Annotated in this window: 19 protein-coding genes; 16 read left to right on the top strand and 3 right to left on the bottom strand. The window is 62.9% G+C overall.

Annotated features, from left to right (window positions below; all coding sequences use genetic code 11):
* The first annotated feature begins 56 nt into the window (after positions 1-56).
* The 6 genes from nei (at position 57) to IE125_RS01925 (ending at position 6,513) form a co-directional block, all read left to right on the top strand.
* The gene (gene nei, locus IE125_RS01950; protein WP_189442896.1) at positions 57-890 is read left to right on the top strand and encodes an endonuclease VIII; all 834 of its coding nucleotides are present in this window, start codon (positions 57-59) and stop codon (positions 888-890) included.
* A gap of 155 nt (positions 891-1,045) precedes the next feature.
* Positions 1,046-2,551, top strand: a complete 1,506-nt coding sequence (locus tag IE125_RS01945) for a fumarate hydratase (protein ID WP_189442895.1) — start codon at positions 1,046-1,048, stop codon at positions 2,549-2,551.
* Positions 2,552-2,767: 216 nt separating this feature from the next.
* On the top strand, positions 2,768-4,189 hold the full coding sequence (gene cls / locus IE125_RS01940) for a cardiolipin synthase (RefSeq protein ID WP_189442894.1): 1,422 nt from the start codon (positions 2,768-2,770) through the stop codon (positions 4,187-4,189).
* A gap of 105 nt (positions 4,190-4,294) precedes the next feature.
* Positions 4,295-5,212 (top strand): LysR family transcriptional regulator, encoded by a 918-nt coding sequence (locus IE125_RS01935; RefSeq protein WP_189442893.1) that lies wholly within the window; start codon positions 4,295-4,297, stop codon positions 5,210-5,212.
* Positions 5,213-5,327: 115 nt separating this feature from the next.
* Positions 5,328-6,302, top strand: a complete 975-nt coding sequence (locus IE125_RS01930; protein ID WP_189442892.1) for a YihY/virulence factor BrkB family protein — start codon at positions 5,328-5,330, stop codon at positions 6,300-6,302.
* Positions 6,241-6,513: an acylphosphatase gene (locus tag IE125_RS01925; RefSeq protein ID WP_189442891.1), complete on the top strand. Its 273-nt coding sequence runs from the start codon at positions 6,241-6,243 to the stop codon at positions 6,511-6,513. The genes IE125_RS01930 and IE125_RS01925 overlap by 62 nt, the downstream gene beginning before the upstream one ends.
* A gap of 60 nt (positions 6,514-6,573) precedes the next feature.
* On the opposite strand, the gene IE125_RS01920 is transcribed toward IE125_RS01925, so the two are convergent.
* The 3 genes from IE125_RS01920 to IE125_RS01910 form a co-directional block, all read right to left on the bottom strand.
* Complete coding sequence (locus IE125_RS01920; protein ID WP_189442890.1) at positions 6,574-7,530, bottom strand: nucleoside hydrolase; 957 nt, start codon at positions 7,528-7,530, stop codon at positions 6,574-6,576.
* Between the two features lie 90 nt (positions 7,531-7,620).
* Positions 7,621-8,541: a ribokinase gene (locus IE125_RS01915; RefSeq protein WP_189442889.1), complete on the bottom strand. Its 921-nt coding sequence runs from the start codon at positions 8,539-8,541 to the stop codon at positions 7,621-7,623.
* 68 nt (positions 8,542-8,609) lie between these two features.
* Positions 8,610-9,545, bottom strand: a complete 936-nt coding sequence (locus tag IE125_RS01910) for a D-2-hydroxyacid dehydrogenase (protein WP_189442888.1) — start codon at positions 9,543-9,545, stop codon at positions 8,610-8,612.
* 361 nt (positions 9,546-9,906) lie between these two features.
* Between IE125_RS01910 and IE125_RS01905 the strand changes: the two genes are divergently transcribed.
* The 10 genes from IE125_RS01905 to tolB all read left to right on the top strand — a co-directional run bounded on the left by IE125_RS01905 (position 9,907) and on the right by tolB (position 18,500).
* Complete coding sequence (locus tag IE125_RS01905) at positions 9,907-10,188, top strand: FmdB family zinc ribbon protein (RefSeq protein ID WP_189442887.1); 282 nt, start codon at positions 9,907-9,909, stop codon at positions 10,186-10,188.
* Between the two features lie 38 nt (positions 10,189-10,226).
* Positions 10,227-12,008: an aspartate--tRNA ligase gene (aspS, locus tag IE125_RS01900; RefSeq protein WP_189442886.1), complete on the top strand. Its 1,782-nt coding sequence runs from the start codon at positions 10,227-10,229 to the stop codon at positions 12,006-12,008.
* Between the two features lie 186 nt (positions 12,009-12,194).
* Positions 12,195-12,731 carry a crossover junction endodeoxyribonuclease RuvC gene (gene ruvC, locus IE125_RS01895; protein ID WP_189442885.1) on the top strand — a complete coding sequence of 179 codons (537 nt, stop codon included), beginning with the start codon at positions 12,195-12,197 and terminating at the stop codon, positions 12,729-12,731.
* Between the two features lie 73 nt (positions 12,732-12,804).
* On the top strand, positions 12,805-13,410 hold the full coding sequence (ruvA, locus tag IE125_RS01890; protein WP_189442884.1) for a Holliday junction branch migration protein RuvA: 606 nt from the start codon (positions 12,805-12,807) through the stop codon (positions 13,408-13,410).
* A gap of 6 nt (positions 13,411-13,416) precedes the next feature.
* Positions 13,417-14,448, top strand: coding sequence for a Holliday junction branch migration DNA helicase RuvB (gene ruvB, locus IE125_RS01885; RefSeq protein WP_189442883.1), 1,032 nt, complete (start codon positions 13,417-13,419; stop codon positions 14,446-14,448).
* On the top strand, positions 14,445-14,855 hold the full coding sequence (gene ybgC / locus IE125_RS01880) for a tol-pal system-associated acyl-CoA thioesterase (RefSeq protein ID WP_189442882.1): 411 nt from the start codon (positions 14,445-14,447) through the stop codon (positions 14,853-14,855). The genes ruvB and ybgC overlap by 4 nt, the downstream gene beginning before the upstream one ends.
* Before the next feature lie 25 nt (positions 14,856-14,880).
* Positions 14,881-15,558, top strand: a complete 678-nt coding sequence (tolQ, locus tag IE125_RS01875; RefSeq protein WP_189442881.1) for a protein TolQ — start codon at positions 14,881-14,883, stop codon at positions 15,556-15,558.
* A gap of 12 nt (positions 15,559-15,570) precedes the next feature.
* Positions 15,571-16,011, top strand: a complete 441-nt coding sequence (tolR, locus tag IE125_RS01870; RefSeq protein ID WP_189442880.1) for a protein TolR — start codon at positions 15,571-15,573, stop codon at positions 16,009-16,011.
* 9 nt (positions 16,012-16,020) lie between these two features.
* Positions 16,021-17,184, top strand: coding sequence for a cell envelope integrity protein TolA (tolA, locus tag IE125_RS01865; RefSeq protein WP_189442879.1), 1,164 nt, complete (start codon positions 16,021-16,023; stop codon positions 17,182-17,184).
* Positions 17,184-18,500 (top strand): Tol-Pal system beta propeller repeat protein TolB, encoded by a 1,317-nt coding sequence (gene tolB, locus IE125_RS01860; protein ID WP_189442878.1) that lies wholly within the window; start codon positions 17,184-17,186, stop codon positions 18,498-18,500. Before tolA ends, tolB begins: the two co-directional genes overlap by 1 nt.
* Positions 18,501-18,525 lie beyond the last annotated feature (25 nt).

Below are 18,525 nucleotides of genomic sequence, written 5' to 3'. Positions count from 1 at the left end.
CAGATACGCCGCCTACTCGAGACTCGAGCCAACGGAATGGCTCGCAAGGAAGACTCATGCCCGAAGGACCGGAAATCCGGCGCGTTGCCGATAGGCTCGGCAAGATGCTCGTCGATGCGTCGATCGAACGTATCTGGTTCGCGTTCGACGCGTTGAAGCCCAACGCCACATCGCTCGCCCGTAGCGGAATTACCGCGGTCGATAGCTGGGGCAAGGCGCTCCTCATCAGCTTTGCCGACGATCAGGTTCTCTACTCGCACAACCAGCTTTACGGGGTCTGGAAGGTGCATCGCAAGACGCAGACGCCAGCCACCCGGCGAACGCTACGCGTGCGGATCGAGACCGACACTCACATGGCCAGCCTCTACAGCGCCTCCGATATTTCGCTGTGGACGCGTACCACCATCGACCAGCAGCCGTTCCTGGCCAGGTTGGGCCCTGATCTACTGACCCATGACGTGACAGCACCGGCCATCGTCGAACGGCTCTCGATGAAGGGCTTTGCCCGGCGTGGGCTGGGCAGTCTTCTGCTGGACCAGCGCTTCTATGCGGGTATCGGCAACTATCTCCGCTCCGAAATCCTGTTCTATGCTGGCCTGCCCCCCGAGGCGAGGAGCTGTGATCTGAGCGACGCGCAGCGTCAGCGCCTTGCGCATACCATTCTTGGAACCATTCGGCAGGCATACCGTGAGGCGGGCGTCACTAACCGTCCCGAGTGGCGAGAGCGGGTCAAAAGGACGGGAGCTGGAAGAGCGCGCTGGCGGCATGCGGTCTTCAACCGCGAGGGAGAGGGTTGCCACGCCTGCGGCACGCCTGTCGTCAAGCAGATGGTCGGCTCGCGACGGCTCTACCGTTGCCCCCATTGCCAGCCGGCCATTCAGAAAGCGTAGTTTCATTTCAACTGGGTTTATACCGTTATCTTGTATCCTTGGAAATTGTAAACAACCTGCGGAATTCGATCGAGAAAGGTATGATGAAAGGCACTTCATATGCCCCGTGGACGAAGAATCTGCGGGCATCACCGTGACCAGCCAGGAGTGCCGACATGACCGTGATCCGTCAGGAGGATCTGATTCAGAGCGTTGCCGACGCGCTGCAATATATCTCCTACTACCACCCGAAAGACTTCATCGATGCCATGCATGAGGCCTATCAGCGGGAGGAAAACTCGGCGGCCAAGGACGCCATCGCACAGATCCTCATCAACTCCCGTATGTGCGCGACCGGTCACCGCCCCATCTGCCAGGACACTGGCATCGTCACGGTCTTCGTTCACGTCGGCATGAACGTCCGTTGGGACGCCGAGATGAGTCTCGACGACATGGTCAATGAAGGGGTTCGCCGCGCCTACACGCTGCCGGACAACGTGCTGCGGGCGTCGGTGCTGGCCGATCCTGACGGTCAACGTAAGAACACTGGCGACAACACGCCGGCGGTCATTCACCACAAGCTGGTTCCCGGTGACAGCGTCGAGATTCATGTCGCCGCCAAAGGGGGCGGTAGCGAAGCCAAATCCAAGTTCGCGATGCTCAACCCATCCGACAGCGTTGTCGACTGGGTGCTCGAGCAGCTGCCCAAGATGGGCGCCGGCTGGTGTCCCCCCGGCATGCTGGGTATCGGGATCGGTGGCACCGCCGAAAAGGCGATGGAGCTGGCAAAAGAGGCGCTTCTCGATCCGATCGATATCCAGGCCCTGCAGGCTCGCGGTGCCAGCAACCGCGCGGAAGAGCTTCGACTCGAGCTCTTCGACAAGGTCAACCGAAGCGGCATCGGTGCGCAAGGTCTCGGCGGCCTCACGACCGTCCTCGATATCAAGGTCAAGGATTACCCGACCCACGCTGCCAACAAGCCGGTGGCGATCATCCCCAACTGCGCGGCAACGCGTCATGTTCACTTCACGCTGGATGGCAGCGGTGCCGCCACGCTTCCGGCGCCGAAGATCGATGACTGGCCGGAGATCACCTGGGAAGTGGGTGAGGGCGTGCGACGCGCCAACCTCGACACCATCACGCCGGAAGAGATTCGCGAATGGCAGCCGGGCGACACCGTGCTACTCTCGGGCAAGCTGCTGACCGGCCGCGACGCAGCCCACAAACGCATGATCGACATGCTGTCGAAGGGCGAGACGCTGCCCGTGGATCTCAAGAATCGTTTCATCTACTACGTGGGCCCCGTTGATCCGGTCGGCGACGAAGTTGTCGGGCCGGCCGGCCCGACAACGGCCACGCGGATGGACAAGTTCACGCGGACCTTGCTCGAGGAGACCGGCCTGCTCGGCATGGTCGGCAAGGCAGAGCGAGGGCCGACGGCAATCGATGCCATCCGCGACAACCAGGCCGTCTATCTGATGGCCGTCGGCGGTGCTGCGTACCTCGTGGCGCAGGCGATCAAGCAGTCTCGCGTCCTGGCATTCGAGGATCTCGGCATGGAAGCGATCTACGAATTCGAGATCGAAGACATGCCGGTGACCGTCGCCGTCGATCATTGCGGCACCTCGGTACATCAGACCGGGCCAGCGAAATGGAAGGAGATCATAGCCGAGCGCGTGTGATTGTCGCTGCGGTGCGCCTTGACGGGTGTCGAACCGACACCGGCTGGACACCGACATCGCTGACCGAGGTGAATCTGCCGCCGGCCTGATCACAGGAGAGAGCCCCAGGGTGAACAGCCACAGTGGGGCTCTCTCTTTTTTTCGGTATGATGTTGGTTAGCTTGGCGATTTCGGCAGGGAGAGAAAGATGGCGCAGGGCAGCGCAAGGAGATGTGCATGGCGTGGCTGATCGGCATTCTGCTGTTCGTCTCTCACGTGCTGGGCATCATCACCGCCGTGATCGCGCTGATGTCCAGTCGAACCTCTCAGGGTGCCGTCGCCTGGATCGTCACGCTGGTCAGCTTCCCTTACATCGCCGTTCCCATCTTCTGGACGCTGGGGCGGCCGCGCTTCTACGGCTACGTGTCGGCGCGCGGCGAGCGCGATACCGTACTGCGCCAGGTGCTGCAGCGCTACCGTGGTCAGATGGAATCCTATATCTCTCGCCCGGAGGCCGTCAGCGGGCGTATTCGTGCCGTCGAGCAGTTGGCGATGATGCCGATGACTCGCGGCAATCGCGTCGATCTCCTGATCGACGGTGACGCAACCTTCGATAGTCTGTTTTCCGGTATCCGCCAGGCCGAGGAGTACATCCTCGTGCAGTTCTTCATCGTGCGCGCCGACGAGATCGGTATGGCGATGAAGCGCCTGCTGATCGACCAGGCGGAGCATGGTGTCAGCGTCTATTTCCTGTTCGACGAAATCGGCAGTCGCGGTCTGCCCGGCGGCTATCTTCGTGATCTCGAGGAGGCGGGCGTGCGGGTCTCGGCGTTCAATTCGTCCCGCGGCTGGCGCCATCGATTCCAGATCAACTTTCGCAATCACCGCAAGATCGTCGTCGTCGATGGCAAACTGGGCTGGACTGGCGGTCTCAACGTGGCCGATGAATATCTCGGCAGGGTCGCTCGCTACGGCCACTGGCGCGATACACATCTGGCGCTGCGCGGTCCCAGCGTGCTGGCGCTGCAGGAGGCGTTCTGGGAAGACTGGTACTGGGCCACGGGAGATATTCTCGCGCTGGGTTGGCGTCCGCATCACCAGGAAAGCGACGACCAACACGTCGCCATCGTGCCCTCCGGGCCCGCGGATGGTCGCGAGACGGCCAGTCTGCTGGTGCAACATGCGATTCACGGCGCCCGCAACCGGCTCTGGGTGACCAGCCCTTACTTCGTGCCGGATCACGGCGTGCAGGATGCGTTGATTCTCGCCGCGTTGCGCGGCGTCGACGTGCGGGTGCTGATGCCGGAACGGCCCGACCATCTGCTGGTGTTCCTGTCCGCGTTCGCGTTTCTGCCGGAAATGATCCAGAACGGCGTGAAGATCTATCGCTATCAGCCGGGATTTCTGCATCAGAAGACCTTGCTGGTCGACGACCACACGGCCATGGTCGGCACGGTCAATCTGGACAACCGCTCGTTTCGCCTCAACTTCGAGGTCACTGCCTTCGTGCCCGACAAGCGCTTTGCCGCCAATGTTCACGCCATGCTGGAGCAGGACTTCATCAACAGCCGCGAGGTGACCGAGCGCGAGCTGGCCGAGCGGCCGATGTGGCGCAAGATGCTGTCTCGAGCGACCTACCTGCTGTCGCCGGTGCAGTAGACTGCCAACGCTCGCCTATTGGCGCTACGGTAACCGGCCGATAACATGGCGAGCGTACAAGAATCGACGCATCGAACACTGCCAACAAGAATCCGAGGGGACCCCTTGAATCTCGAAACCAAGTGGCTGGAAGACTTTGTCGCGCTGGCCAATACGCGCAGCTTCTCGGCGTCGGCGCGCCAGCGCCATGTGACACAACCCGCCTTCAGTCGGCGCATTCGCTCGCTCGAGCAGGCGGTCGGCGCGACGCTGGTCGACAGATCGACCACGCCGGTCAGCCTCACGCCGGAAGGTCAGCTCTTTCTGGTCACGGCGAGAAACATGGTGGAGCAGCTCAACGATAGTCTGGCGCATCTGCGCGGACTGGCAATGGATAACGAGGCGCTGGACATCGTGGCCGCCCACTCGCTGGCACTGGCCTTCTATCCCCAGTGGATCTCGCGGTTGCAAAAGGGCGTGGGCGAGCTGCCGACGCGACTGGTGGCGATGAACGTCGGCGATGCGATCCACGTGCTGCGTGAGGGCAACTGCGATCTGATGCTTGCCTACCATGATCCTTATGCCACGATGCAGCTGGATGCCGAGATATTCCCGTCATTCTCGATCGGTCAGGTGAAGATGATCCCGGTCAGCGTGCCTGACGGCGACGGCGCACCGAAATTTTCTCTCGATGGAGAGGGTTCGATTCCCTTTCTCGCCTACACCCAAGGGGCGTTTCTCGGGCGTAGCGTGCGGATGCTGCTGAAGAATGATCCGGCGCGCATGCGTTTGAAGACGGTCTACGAGACAGCCATGGCCGAAGGGCTCAAGGGCATGGCGCTCCAGGGGGTAGGACTGGCGTGGATCCCGGACTTCTGTGTGCGCGAGGAACTGGCGCGTGGCAAGCTGGTGCGCGCCGCTGGTGAGGATTGGGATGTTCCGCTCGAGATTCGCCTCTATCGTTGCTCGCTCGTCCACAAGCCCGGTGTCGAGAAACTCTGGCGACGCATGATGAAGCTGCCGAGCGACTTCCTCCGCGCGTGACGCATGCGCGTGTCTCATGTGCCGGACCCAGGTCGGCGCCGCTCGTGCCCATGTCGTCTAGACTGACTGGCAGTCTACTCGTCGTCCACGCGACTACCGCTAGAAGGAAGCCTTTGTGATCGTCTCCTCCTGCAAGTACTGGTTTGCCGTCATCCGCGATGCCGTTCGGCTCTGGCTCGATCGCAACGCGTTCAGCTACGCGGGGTCGCTGGCGTTCTACACCCTGTTCTCGCTGGCACCGACGGTCATCATCGCGGTTACCGTCGTCGGCTTCTGGCTGGGCGAGGACGCTGCCCGTGGCGAAATCGTGACCCGCCTGCAGGACACGCTCGGGCCGTCGGCCGCGAGTGCGATCGAAAGCGCGGTGGCTCAGTCGACGGTACAGGCTTCCGGTATCCTGCCCACGCTGCTTGGCTTTGTCACGCTGCTGGTCGGCGCGACGACGGTGTTCGGTCAAATGCAGTTCTCGCTCAATACGATCTGGGGCGTGGCACCGAACCCGGATCGCAACAGTCTCTGGCTCTTTGCCAAGAAGCGCCTGCTGTCGCTTGCCGTAGTGCTGGCAATCGGTTTCGTGCTGTTGGTGTCGTTGGTTCTTGGCGTCATCGTCCAGGCGACATTCAGCTACGCCGGGGACTGGGTGCCGGGCAGTGTGATCCTGCTCCAGGTGGCGCAGTTCGTGCTTTCTATCGTCGTGGTGACGCTGTTCTTTGCGGCTATCTTCAAGGTGCTGCCGGATGTGGTGCTCTCTTATCGGGACGTGCTGCTTGGCGCACTGGTAACGGCGATCCTGTTCATGCTGGGGCGCAACGCCATTGCTGCCTACCTCGCTCATACGGCCACGGCCTCCACCTATGGTGCAGCCGGTTCGGTGGTGCTGGTGCTGCTCTGGGTCTACTACTCATCACTGATTCTACTGTTTGGTGCGGCGTTCACCCGAACCTACGTCGTCGCCAGGGGGCGCGCCGTCGTGCCGCGTAATACAGCGGTACTGGTTCGTCATGAAGTCATCACTAAGGAGAAACCCCATGAGCCATCGCACCATCAAGGCGCTGGTGAGCGGGAGAGTACAGGGCGTCAGCTACCGTGAGCACGTTCGCCAGCAGGCGCAGCGCTGGGGCATTACCGGCCACGCGATCAATCTCGCCGATGGCCGGGTGGAAGTCATTGCGAGCGGTGAATCGACCGCCATCGCCGAATTGATCGACGCCCTGTGGCAGGGGTCGCCGGCAGCCAACGTCATCGGCGTGGAGGTCGAGGACGCGACGTTCGCCGCGCCGGCTGACTTCACGACCGGTTGAGCGTATTTCTCACCGAGGGCTGCCGGTCGTGCGAAAGGTGGGCTCCGTTCGAACTGGTTTTCAGCGTGCCGGATTGGCGGTCAAGGTATCGACGATCCAGGCGATCACGGCAGGACCATCGGCGTTCAGGCAGACGTCCGCCAGTGTCCCCTGTGACCAGCGCCCGTCGACGAACTGACGCGAGTGTGGCGCCATCAGCGTCTGTCCCTCTGCCAGCCCATCCGTGACCACGCTGAGCGTGCCGCGCTCGACCTCGAACAGATCCGGTCGCAGCAACCACACTAGCGCGCAGCTGTCGTGCGGGCAGCAGCCATCGATCCCGAGGGCCTTCTGGTAGAAAGCCCGATAGAAAGCGTAGCTCTCGGCCAGTACGCGCCCCAGATCACCCTGCGCGCGGGCGATTTTCTCCATGCTTGCCGGGTCCAGCACGCAGCGGTGCGTGGCGTCGAGTCCGACCAGCGTCAATGGCCAGCTCGCCTGCAGCACTCTGGCTGCCGCGTGCGGATCATTGAACATGTTGGCTTCGGCGACAGGGGTAACGTTACCGCCTTCGCGGATCGAGCCGCCCATCACGACCACGCGTTTGACCTTGTCGACCAGGGTCGGGTCGAGCTGCAGCGCCGCAGCCAGGTTGCCCAGCGGGCCGACGGCGACCAGTACCACTTCACCGGGACGGGCGTTGACCTGCTCGACGATGAACTGGGGCGCGCTCTGGGCAACCGCCCGGGTGGAGATATCCGGAAGCGCGATATTGCCCAGGCCGTTGTCCCCGTGAATGTGCCCGGGGGGCGGATTTTTTTTCTTGACCAGCGGTTCGGCCGCCCCCTGGGCGACGGGAATCCGCTGACCGGCCAACTCGGCCAGCAGCAGGGCATTGTGTGTGGCGACCTCGATCGTCACGTTGCCGAAAGTGGTGGTCAGCCCGAGTAGCTCGATGTCGGGATGCGCCAGTGCGATGGCGATGGCCTGAGCGTCGTCGACGCCGGGATCGGTATCGAAAATGATCGGTGTGGACATGGCGTGCCTGTCGGATCGATGAAGAGAAGATGGTGTGATGGCCGTAGCCTGCGTGGCCGGACGGCGGCGGTCAATCGCGCAACACGACGACTAGGGCCGCGTTATCTGAAGTTCGGGCAAACGCACCAGCGCCGCCTCGACATCTTTTGCCACGGGAATACTGGGCGCCGCGCCGGCCGTCTGGACGCAGAGCGCGGAAGCGGTGCTGGCCAGGCGCAGGGCACGTTCGTTGTCGTCGCCTCGCTGACGCGCGGCCATGAAATAGCCAATGAACGTATCACCCGCGGCGGTGGTGTCGATGGCGTCGACGCGATGTGCCGGTAGCGACAGGCGATGGTCGCCGCGCTGGTATCGAACCCCGTCGGCGCCGAGGGTCAGCACCAGTTCCGCATCGGGATAGCGCTCGGCGAGGATGTCGAGGAGCGCATCGGCGTCACATTTCGGGTCACATTCGGCGAGTGCTGCCGCTTCACCGCGGTTGAGAAACAGCAGATTGCACAGCGATAGCGGCAACGAAGCCACCTTGGCATCGAGCGGGGCCGGGTTGAAGGCGATCGAGAGCCCGCGTGCCGCGGCAAGGCAAATGACCGACTCGGTGGCATTGCACTCGTTCTGCATCAGCAGCCAGCCTGACGGTTCGGCCGACTCGGTCAGTGCCTCGAGCTTGGCTTCGGTAAATCCATGATTGGCGCCCGGGTAGAGAATGATGGCGTTCTCGGCGGCGTCATCGACCTGAATCAACGCGTGACCGCTGGCATCCTCGATCAACTCGATCGCGTCGATATTCACGCCGGCCTGTTCGAGCGGCGCCAGCGCCCATCGGTCTGCGCGGCCAAGTCGCCCCCAGTGAGTCACGCTGCCGCCGGCGCGAGCCAACGCCAGTGACTGGTTCGCGCCCTTGCCGCCGAGCACCTGCTGAAAGCTTTCGCTGGCCAGCGTCTCGCCGGGTTTGACCAGATGGGGAACGCGATAGACATAGTCGATATTGATCGAGCCGAAGTTGTAGACCATCCCTTTTAAAACCCTGTCGTTACAGATCATCTCTTCGTGAATCGTGGCGCGCGGTGCCGGAGCAAGCCTTACCCTCGTAACCAGTTGCGTAGGTTGTCGGCGGTCAACTCGACCACGCGTTGGCGCGCTTCCGGCGTGATCCATGCGTTATGCGGCGTGACGATGAGATTGAGCGGTTCGGCGAGCGCATCGATCAGCGCATGGCCCTCGCGCGGCGGTTCCACCGGCAAGGTGTCGACGGCGAGCCCGCCCAGTCGGCCACCGCGCAGCGCTTCGAGCGCCGCCATCTCGTCGACGATACCGCCGCGGGCGCAGTTGATCAGCAGCGCGTCCGCTTTCATGCTCGCCAGCGCCGCGGTGCCGATCAGACCCTTCGTCTGCTCGGTCAACGGGCAGTGCAGGCTGATGACGTCTGCTGCCGGCAGCAGCGTCGTCAAGGCGGGACGGGCGTCGTTGGCTTCATTGCCGGGGCGGGCCGCGAAAGTCACCCGCATGCTGAACGCTTCGCCAAGTTTCGCGACCGCGGTTCCGAGCACGCCACTACCGACGATGACCAGGTGCTTGCCCGCGAGCTGCAGCGTGCGGTGATCGAGCAGACAGAAGATGTCGCTACGCGCCCAGGCGCCGCGCTCGACCGCCTCCTGATAGAGCGGAAGGCGGGCGGCCAGCGCCAGCATCAGCATCAAGGTGTGCTGAGCGACACTGGCGGTGCCGTAGGCCTCGACGTTGCGTACGACAATCCCACGGCGCTCGGCGGCAGCCATGTCGATGTTGTTGGTACCGGTCGCCAGCACGCAGATCAGTTCCAGGTCGGGTAGGCCCGCCAGCGTTTCAGCGTCGATCACCATCTTGTTGGTCAGGGCAACGGTAGCGCCAGCCAGTCTTTCCTGGACCTGGTCGGGTGAGGTCAGAGAGTGGACATCGAACGCGTCGACGAGGCGTCGAATCGGCGTCAGATCGATCTCGTCGCCTAGCGAGGCGGCGTCCAGCAGCACGGCTTTCATGTGCGTTTCCTTATCATGAGGCTTTCCTGTCATCGGCGGCGCTTCGCCTGTGCGCGGAGATAACTGGCTTCCGCCGATGGTGCCATGTCATGGAACCGACTGCGCATCGTCTATGAATGCCATGGCTGGCTCTCCCCCTCAGGCGAACGACGACAGCGGCTTTCTCAGCCGGTAATATTGCCTGCGACCGGCTGCTGCGCGCTATACTATGCGGCTTTCTGACGAGGCTTTCGAGGCCGGTCGAGAGGCGCCATCCTGACATGACGATGGCAAGAGATTGCGAGGCGCCGGTAACGTGCCTCGCGTGATCATCAGGGCGGAGGGCCACGAAGCGTGGCGCCCCGGCGAGAGTGATAGAACGATGCCCATCTACGAATATGAGTGCAAGGCCTGCGGCCATCGCCTGGAAAAACTTCAGAAAATCAGCGCGGCGCCGTTGACTGATTGCCCGGCCTGCGAGCAGCCATCCCTGTCGCGTCTGGTCTCGGCTGCCGGCTTCCGGCTCGCCGGCGGCGGCTGGTACGAAACCGATTTCAAATCGGGCAGCAAGAAGAATCTCGTCGGCGACAGCGCGAAGCCTTCGGGGGGCAGCGACAGCGGTGGCGGCGCCACTCAAGCCAGCGAGAGCAAGACCTCCGCCTGAGCGTCTCGCCACAGTATTCACCATTATTAGGATCCAGCATGCGCAGTCATTATTGCGGCCAATTGAACGAGTCTCTGATCGATCACGAAGTCACGCTTTGCGGGTGGGTGCATCGCCGCCGCGATCACGGCGGGGTCATTTTCCTGGATATGCGCGATCGTGAAGGCGTCGCTCAGGTGGTCGTGGATCCCGATACCGCGGAAGCGTTCGCCAACGCCGACCGCGCCCGCAGCGAGTACGTCCTGCGCATTGCCGGTCGTATTCGTCTGCGCCCCGGGGGCACGCAGAACCCGAACATGCCGACCGGCATGATCGAGGTACTGGCCAAGGACGTGACGGTGCTCAATACCGCCGCGACCCCGCCGTTCCAGCTCGACGAACATGGCAAGGTCGGTGAGGAAGTCCGCCTCAAGCACCGCTATATCGACCTGCGTCGCCCGGAGATGATCGACAGGCTGCGCCTGCGCTCGCGCATTACTCACGGTGTTCGCGCCTACCTCGAGAACGAGGGCTTCCTCGACATCGAGACGCCGATCCTGACGCGCGCCACGCCGGAAGGGGCGCGCGATTATCTGGTGCCGAGCCGTACGCACAACGGCCACTTCTTCGCGCTGCCGCAGTCTCCGCAGCTGTTCAAGCAGCTGCTGATGGTGTCGGGCTTCGATCGCTACTATCAGATCGCCAAGTGCTTTCGTGACGAAGACCTGCGCGCCGACCGCCAGCCGGAGTTCACGCAGATCGACATCGAGGCGTCGTTCATCGATGAGCAGGACATCATGGGCATCACCGAGCGCATGATTCGTGAGCTTTTCAATGGCGTGCTCGATGTCGAGTTGCCGGAATTCCCGCGCATGCCCTATAGCGAGGCGATGCAGCGCTACGGCTCCGACAAGCCGGATCTGCGGATACCGCTCGAGCTCGTGGACGTCGACGACCTGATGGCCACGGTGGACTTCAAGGTCTTCTCCGGCCCGGCGCAGGCCGAAGACGGTCGCGTCGCGGCGCTCAAGGTCAGCGGCGGGGCGAAGCTCTCGCGCAAGGAGATCGATGACTACACCAAGTTCGTCGGTATCTACGGCGCCAAGGGATTGGCGTGGATTAAGGTCAACGAGCGGGCGAAAGGGCTCGAGGGGCTGCAGTCACCGATCGTCAAGTTCATGGAAGGGATCGTCGAGGAGCTGCTCGACCGGGTCGACGCCAAAGATGGCGACATCATTTTCTTCGGTGCCGACAAGGCGCGGATCGTCAACGAAGCGATCGGCGCGCTGCGCGTGAAGCTGGGCGAGGACCTCGATCTCTACACCCGTGAGTGGGCGCCGCTGTGGGTTGTCGATTTTCCGATGTTCGAGGCCGACGACAACGGTCGCCTCTCCGCACTGCACCACCCGTTCACGGCACCGTCCTGTTCACCTGACGAACTCAAGGCAGCCCCGGCCACGGCGCTCTCTCGTGCCTACGACATGGTGCTCAACGGCACGGAACTGGGCGGTGGGTCGATCCGTATTCATGACCAGGCCATGCAGCGGGCCGTGTTCGAAGTGCTGGGTATCGGCAAGGCGGAAGCAGAAGAGAAGTTCGGCTTCCTGCTGGATGCCCTGCAGTATGGCGCGCCGCCGCACGGCGGGCTGGCCTTCGGTCTCGATCGCCTGGTCATGCTGATGACCGGCTCGCGCACCATCCGCGACGTCATCGCATTCCCGAAAACCCAGAGTGCCGCCGATCTGATGACCGACGCGCCCGGCGAGGTGAGTAACGAGCAGCTTCGGGAGCTGCACATCCGGTTGCGGCAAAAGGCGCAGCCGGAGAGCGGCGGCGAGTAATCGTCTCGCTCAAGCTGAAGACCGGCGCCCAAGTGGCGCCGGTCCTGTTTCGGGGCACCGTCGGGCGGCGTTCGATGTGCCGTGCGAAGATTCGGGGCTGTAGACGGACTGCAGGTTGCGCACTGGCTCGTCGTGTCGTGGCGCGGTTTGCCAGAGCCACCAGGTCATCAACAGGAAGCGGCGAACGTGATTCTACTCGGCATTGATCCAGGCTCGCGAGTGACCGGCTACGGGGTGGTCGACGTCAGCGCCAAGCCGCGCTACGTCGCGAGCGGCTGCATTCGCATCGAGGGCGAGGATCTGGCTCAGAAGCTCGCCCGCGTCTACGCCGGCGTGAGCGAGCTGATCGGGCAGTATCGACCCGGCGAATTCGCGATCGAGCGCGTGTTCATGGCCAAGAACGCGGATTCCGCTCTCAAGCTCGGCCAGGCCAGAGGCACGGCCATCGTCTGCGCGGCCAATCATGGCATCGGCGTTCACGAGTATGCGGCGCGCCAGGTCAAACAGGCGATCACCGGCAACGGCGGGGCGGACAAGTCGCGAGTCCAGCACATGGTCATGGCGATACTGTCTCTCGATGCGCTGCCGCCGGAAGATGCCGCCGACGCGCTGGCCATCGCGCTGACTCACGGCTACGCTCGCCAAGGGCTTCTGAGTGTCTCCAGTCAGCGACGCGGTCGCGGGTCGCGAGGCGGGCGGTGGCGCGACTTTCGGCCCGATTGAACACTGTTCGACAGCTAGTCAGTCGCAGCGGCGATGCGTATAGTGGACGCCGAAACGGCAAGGGCAATGACGCATGATTGGACGCCTGCACGGCACCCTGTTGGAGAAGCTCCCCCCCTGGATCGTGGTCGACGTCAATGGCGTCGGATACGAGCTCGAGACATCGATGACGACGCTGGTCTCGTTACCGGCGGCGGGTGAGACTGTCCGGCTCTACACGCATCTCAGCGTGCGAGAGGATGCCCATCTGCTCTACGGGTTCGCGCGCGACGAGGAGCGTCAGCTGTTTCGTGCGTTGATCAAGGTCAACGGCGTCGGCCCCAAGCTGGCTCTGGCGATCTTGTCGGGGATGGAGCGGGACGCTTTCGTCAAGTGTGTGATGGAGGGCGACAGCAAGGCGCTGACCGGCCTGCCGGGCGTCGGCAAGAAGACGGCCGAGCGACTGATCGTCGAGATGCGCGACCGTTTTCCGCACTGGCAGAACGAGCATCCGCTGCTTGACGGCGAGGCTAACGCGCCGAAGTCGCCGGCCGCTAACCCGCACGCCGATGCCGAAGCGGCGCTCGTGGCTCTCGGTTACAAGCCGACCGAGGCATCGCGCATGCTGTCCGGGCTCGATGACGGGCTGCCCACCGAAGCGCTGATCAAGGCAGCGCTGTCACGCCAGCTGGCCGGATAACTTGCCATGATCGAACCCGACCGACTGATTGCGGCGCAGCCGCAGCAGGGCGAGCAGCAAGTCGACCACGCCATTCGCCCGCGGCGTCTGGCCGACTACATCGGTCAGCCGCGTGTTCGCGAGCAGCTCGATATCTTCATCGCGGCCGCGCGGCAGCGCGGCGACAGCCTTGATCATACGTTGGTCTTCGGCCCGCCAGGGCTCGGCAAGACGACGCTGGCCAATATCATCGCCGCCGAAATGGCGGTGGACATCAAGTCCACCTCCGGCCCCGTGCTCGAGCGCGCCGGCGATCTCGCCGCGATGCTGACCAACCTCCAGCCCGGCGATGTCCTGTTCATCGACGAAATCCATCGCCTGTCACCAGCCGTCGAGGAGGTGCTCTACCCGGCGATGGAAGATTTTCAGCTCGACATCATGATTGGGGAAGGGCCCGCTGCTCGCTCGATCAAGCTGGATCTGCCCAAGTTCACGCTGGTCGGCGCGACGACGCGTGCTGGTCTTCTCACCTCGCCGCTGCGCGATCGCTTCGGCATCGTCCAGCGGCTGGAGTTCTACGCGATCGACGAACTGACCGAGATCGTCTCGCGCTCGGCGGCACTGCTCGGTGTACCCGCCGATATCGAGGGCGCGCGCGAAATCGCGCGACGGGCACGTGGCACGCCACGTATCGCCAACCGACTGCTGCGGCGAGTCCGTGATTTCGCGGAAGTGAAAGGTGATGGCGCCGTCACCGCGGCCATCGCTGACCAGGCGTTGAACATGCTCAACGTCGACAGTCACGGACTCGATCACATGGATCGGCGGTTGCTGCTGGCCATGATCGAGAAGTTCGACGGCGGGCCGGTAGGGGTAGATAGTCTGGCCGCCGCGATCAGTGAAGAGCGCGACACGATCGAAGACGTGATCGAACCCTACCTGATCCAGCAGGGCTTCATGATGCGAACGACCCGCGGCCGCGTGGTGACCCGCTCGGCCTACGCCCACTTCGGCATCGCACCGCGCGATCACGCGCCGGATGGCGAGGCATCGAGATGAATGAATTCGTGCTCCCGGTCAAGGTCTACATCGAAGATACCGACGCCGGCGGTATTGTGTACTACGTTAACTATTTGAAATTCATGGAGCGTGCGCGCAGCGAGTGGTTGAACGAACGAGGGTTCGGCCAGCGTGAGCTGCTCGAGAGCGGGGTGCAGCTGGTGGTGCACTCGCTCCACTGCCGCTATGCGCGCCCGGCACGTCTCGATGATCATCTCCATGTCTCCGCCAGTGTGGCGACCCTCAAAGCCTGCTCCATGCAATTCGAGCAGTCGGTGTGCCTGGGTGGGGATACATTATGCGAAGCGCGTGTCGATATTGCCTGTGTCGACGCGCAACGACAGAAACCGATCCGTTGGCCCGAGGCGCTTCGCGCCGTGCTGACATCAGACATCTCCAGCCAGTGATTCGAGGATTTACGTGAACGACTCCATGTCCATCCCCCATCTGATTCTGAATGCCAGTCTGGTGGTCCAGCTGGTAATGCTTTTGTTGTTGGCAGCGTCGATCGCTTCCTGGGTTGTCATCTTTCAGCGTAGCTTCGCGCTGGCACGCGCCCGCAAGGCGCAGAAATCCTTTGACGAGCGTTTCTGGTCCGGCATCGACCTCAACGAGCTGTATCAGGACGTACCGGAACAGTATGAAGCCCTGGGTGCCGAGCATGTCTTTCGCTCCGGTTTCCGTGAATTCAATCGACTGATGCCGAAGACCCGCAGCAGCGAAGCGGTTCTCGATGGCGTGCAGCGCTCCCAGCGCGTTGCGCTGTCGAGAGAGGAGGATCGACTCAACTCGCATCTGACGCTACTGGCAACGGTTGCCTCGGCGAGCCCGTATATCGGTCTTTTCGGCACGGTCTGGGGCATCATGGGGTCCTTCCAGAGCCTGTCGCTGGCGCAGCAGGCGACTCTCAACACCGTCGCACCCTGGATCGCGGAAGCGCTGGTGGCAACAGCCATGGGGCTTTTTGCCGCCATCCCGGCGGTCATCTTCTACAACCGCCTTTCCGCCATCGCCAGCCGTCTGCTCGGTGAGTACGAAGATTTCGCCGAGGAATTTCATTCGATCCTGCACCGCAATTTGCAGGGTCGCGGCAGCAACCCCACGGCCTGACGGGAGCTGAACATGGGTGGACCGTACAGTCGGCATCATCGCCGCAAGCCGATGGGCGAGATCAACGTGGTGCCGTTCATCGACGTCATGCTGGTCTTGCTGGTCATCTTCATGATCACAGCCCCCATGCTGACCCAGGGGGTGCAGGTCGATCTGCCGCAGGTGACGTCCGAACCGATCGATACCGACGAGCAGGAGCCGATCATCGTCTCCGTCGATAGCCAAGGTGAGTATTTCATATCGCTCGGCGAGCAGGACAAGCCGGTCACGCTGCAGACCGTCGGTGACCAGGTCGTCGCGATTCTCGAGCGCAAGCCCAATACGCCGGTCATGGTCAGAGGTGACAAGAACGCCTCCTATGGTCAGGTCGTAACGCTGATGAGCACGCTGCAGATGGCAGGGGTGGCTAACGTCGGATTGATTTCCGAGCCGCCTCAGAGCGACAACGGGTAAGGGACCAGCATGGCGAAGCGAACACGCCGCGTCGGCTATGGCCTGCCTGTCGTCCTGGCGATCGGCGTTCATGTGGGTGTGCTGCTACTGACGATGCTGCGGCTACCGGACAGCGACCCGACGCCCAGCTCCTCGTCCGTCGTCCAGGCGACGCTGGTCAGTGACGTGACGGCGACGGACCAGGCGCAGTACGCGCAGGAGGCGCGTGCGCGGGCGGCGCAACGTCAGGCAGAGGAGCAGGCTCAGGCGCAAGCTCAGCAGGCGGCCGAGCAACAGGCACAGCAGGAGCAGGAGCAACAGCGCCAGGCGGCTGAACAACAGCGCCAGGCCGAGGCCGAGCAGGCCCAGGCAGCTGCCGAGCGTCGTCAGCAGGCGGCACAACAGGCGGCGCAGGCGAAAGCCGAGGCCGAGCGTGAACAGGCTCAGGCGGAGCAGAAACGTCAGCAGGCCGAAGCCGAGAAGCAGCGCCAGGCAGCGGAGGCGAAGAAACAGGCCGAAGCCGAGAAACAGGCCGAAGCCGAGAAACAGCGCCAAGCCGAGGAAGCGAAGAAACAGGCCGAGGCCGAGAAAGAGCGCCAGGAAGAAGAGGCCAGAAAGAAAGCCGAGGCCGAAAAGCAGCGCAAGGCCGAGGAAGCGAAGAAGCAGGCCGAGGCCGAGAAAAAGCGCCAGGAAGAAGAGGCGAGAAAGAAAGCCGAAGCCGAAAAGCAGCGCAAGGCCGAGGAAGCGAAGAAACAGGCCGAGGCCGAGAAAAAGCGCCAGCAGGAAGCGGCAGAGAAGAAACGTCAGGCCGAGGCCGCCGCCAAGGCAGCGGCAGCGGACGCCTTGAATGACTCGATCGAAAGCGAGCAGGAGCGTATTGCCAATGCGCAGCAGTCCAATCAGGCCTCGAACAACTTCATCAACCTGGTGAAGCGTGCGGTGGAAGACCGCTGGCATCTGCCCGCGAACGCCGGCGGCGGGCTGGTCGCCCAGATTCGTGTCAGGCTCGGACCCTCCGGCGAGCTGCTGGCCGCGACAGTGACACGTAGCAGCGGCAATGCCAGCTTCGACCGCTCGGCAACGCAGGCTGTCGAGGCGGCGGCACCGTTCCGCGAGCTGCAGCAGCTGGATGCCGGACTGCAGCGGCGATTCCGTGATTTCAATCTCAAGTTCACCCCTGGGGATATACAGTGATGAAACGATGGCTCTCTCAAGGACGGAAGACGCTGGCCACGATCTGCTGGGTCGCGCTGATGTGTGCCGCGACAACCGCGCAGGCCCAGAACCTGACGATCGAGATCAATCGCAGCAGCGATCAGGCGACACCGATTGCGATCGTGCCGTTCGAATTCAGCGGTCAGGGCGGTCTGCCACAGGATGTGGCGCAGATCGTCAGCGATGATCTCGAGCACAGTGGTCAGTTCGCGCCACTGAGCCGTAGCGCGCTGATTTCGTTGCCGAGCAGCAGTCAGGACGTCTACTACGACGACTGGCGCAAGGTCGATGCGCGCTACCTGGTCGTCGGCAAGATCCAGCCTCAAGGTAACCAGTACCAGATTCAGTACGAACTGATGGACGTACTCGGTGGCAAGCGCATGCTGGGCGAGACGGTCACATCCTCCGCCAACAATCTGCGTGCCAGCGCGCATTACATCAGCGACCAGATCTTCGAGGCGATTACCGGCATCCGTGGCGCTTTCTCGACCCGCATCGCCTACATCTCGGCCAGCGGCAGCGGTGACAACGCGCGCTATGCGCTCTATGTCGCCGACGCCGACGGTCATAACAGCCAGCAGATTCTTTCTTCCGACGATCCGCTGCTGTCGCCGGCCTGGTCGCCCGATGGCAACAAGCTCGCTTATGTCTCCTTCGAGTCGGGCAATTCGGCAATCTACGTGCAGAACGCGTCAACCGGCGAGCGTGTGCGTCTGACCTCGTTCCGTGGCATCAACGGGGCCCCGGCCTGGTCACCCGACGGGCGCAAGCTGGCCATGTCGCTATCCAAGGATGGGCAGCCGGAAATCTATGTCATGGATCTGGCCAGCCGTCAGCTCACCCGGTTGACCAACAATCGCGCCATCGAGACCGAGCCGGATTGGTCGCCCGACGGACAATCGCTGGTCTTTACCTCGGATCGTAGCGGTGCACCGCAGCTCTATCGCATGCCGGCCGGCGGCGGTAACGCCGAGCGGTTGACGTTTACCAACAATTACAACTCCGACGGGCGTTTCTCGCCCGACGGCAAGTCGATCTTCATGGTGACGCGTGACGACACCGGGTATCACATTGCCAAGCAGGATCTGGACACAGGGCGAGTTACGGTCTTGACTGATACCCGATGGGATGAATCACCTAGTGTCGCGCCGAACGGCACCATGGTAATCTTCGCTACCCAACAAGGGTCGCAAGGGGTGCTGGGGGCAGTCTCTTCAGATGGACGCGCGTCCTTCCGACTGCCTTCTGCGCAAGGTGACGTGCGGGAACCCGCATGGTCGCCGTTTTTGAACTAAACGACGTAAGTCGATTGTGTCATTC

The sequence above is a fragment of the Salinicola rhizosphaerae genome, from assembly GCF_014652715.1.
Taxonomy (GTDB): domain Bacteria; phylum Pseudomonadota; class Gammaproteobacteria; order Pseudomonadales; family Halomonadaceae; genus Salinicola; species Salinicola rhizosphaerae.
This window is presented reverse-complemented; position numbering and strand designations above follow the sequence as displayed.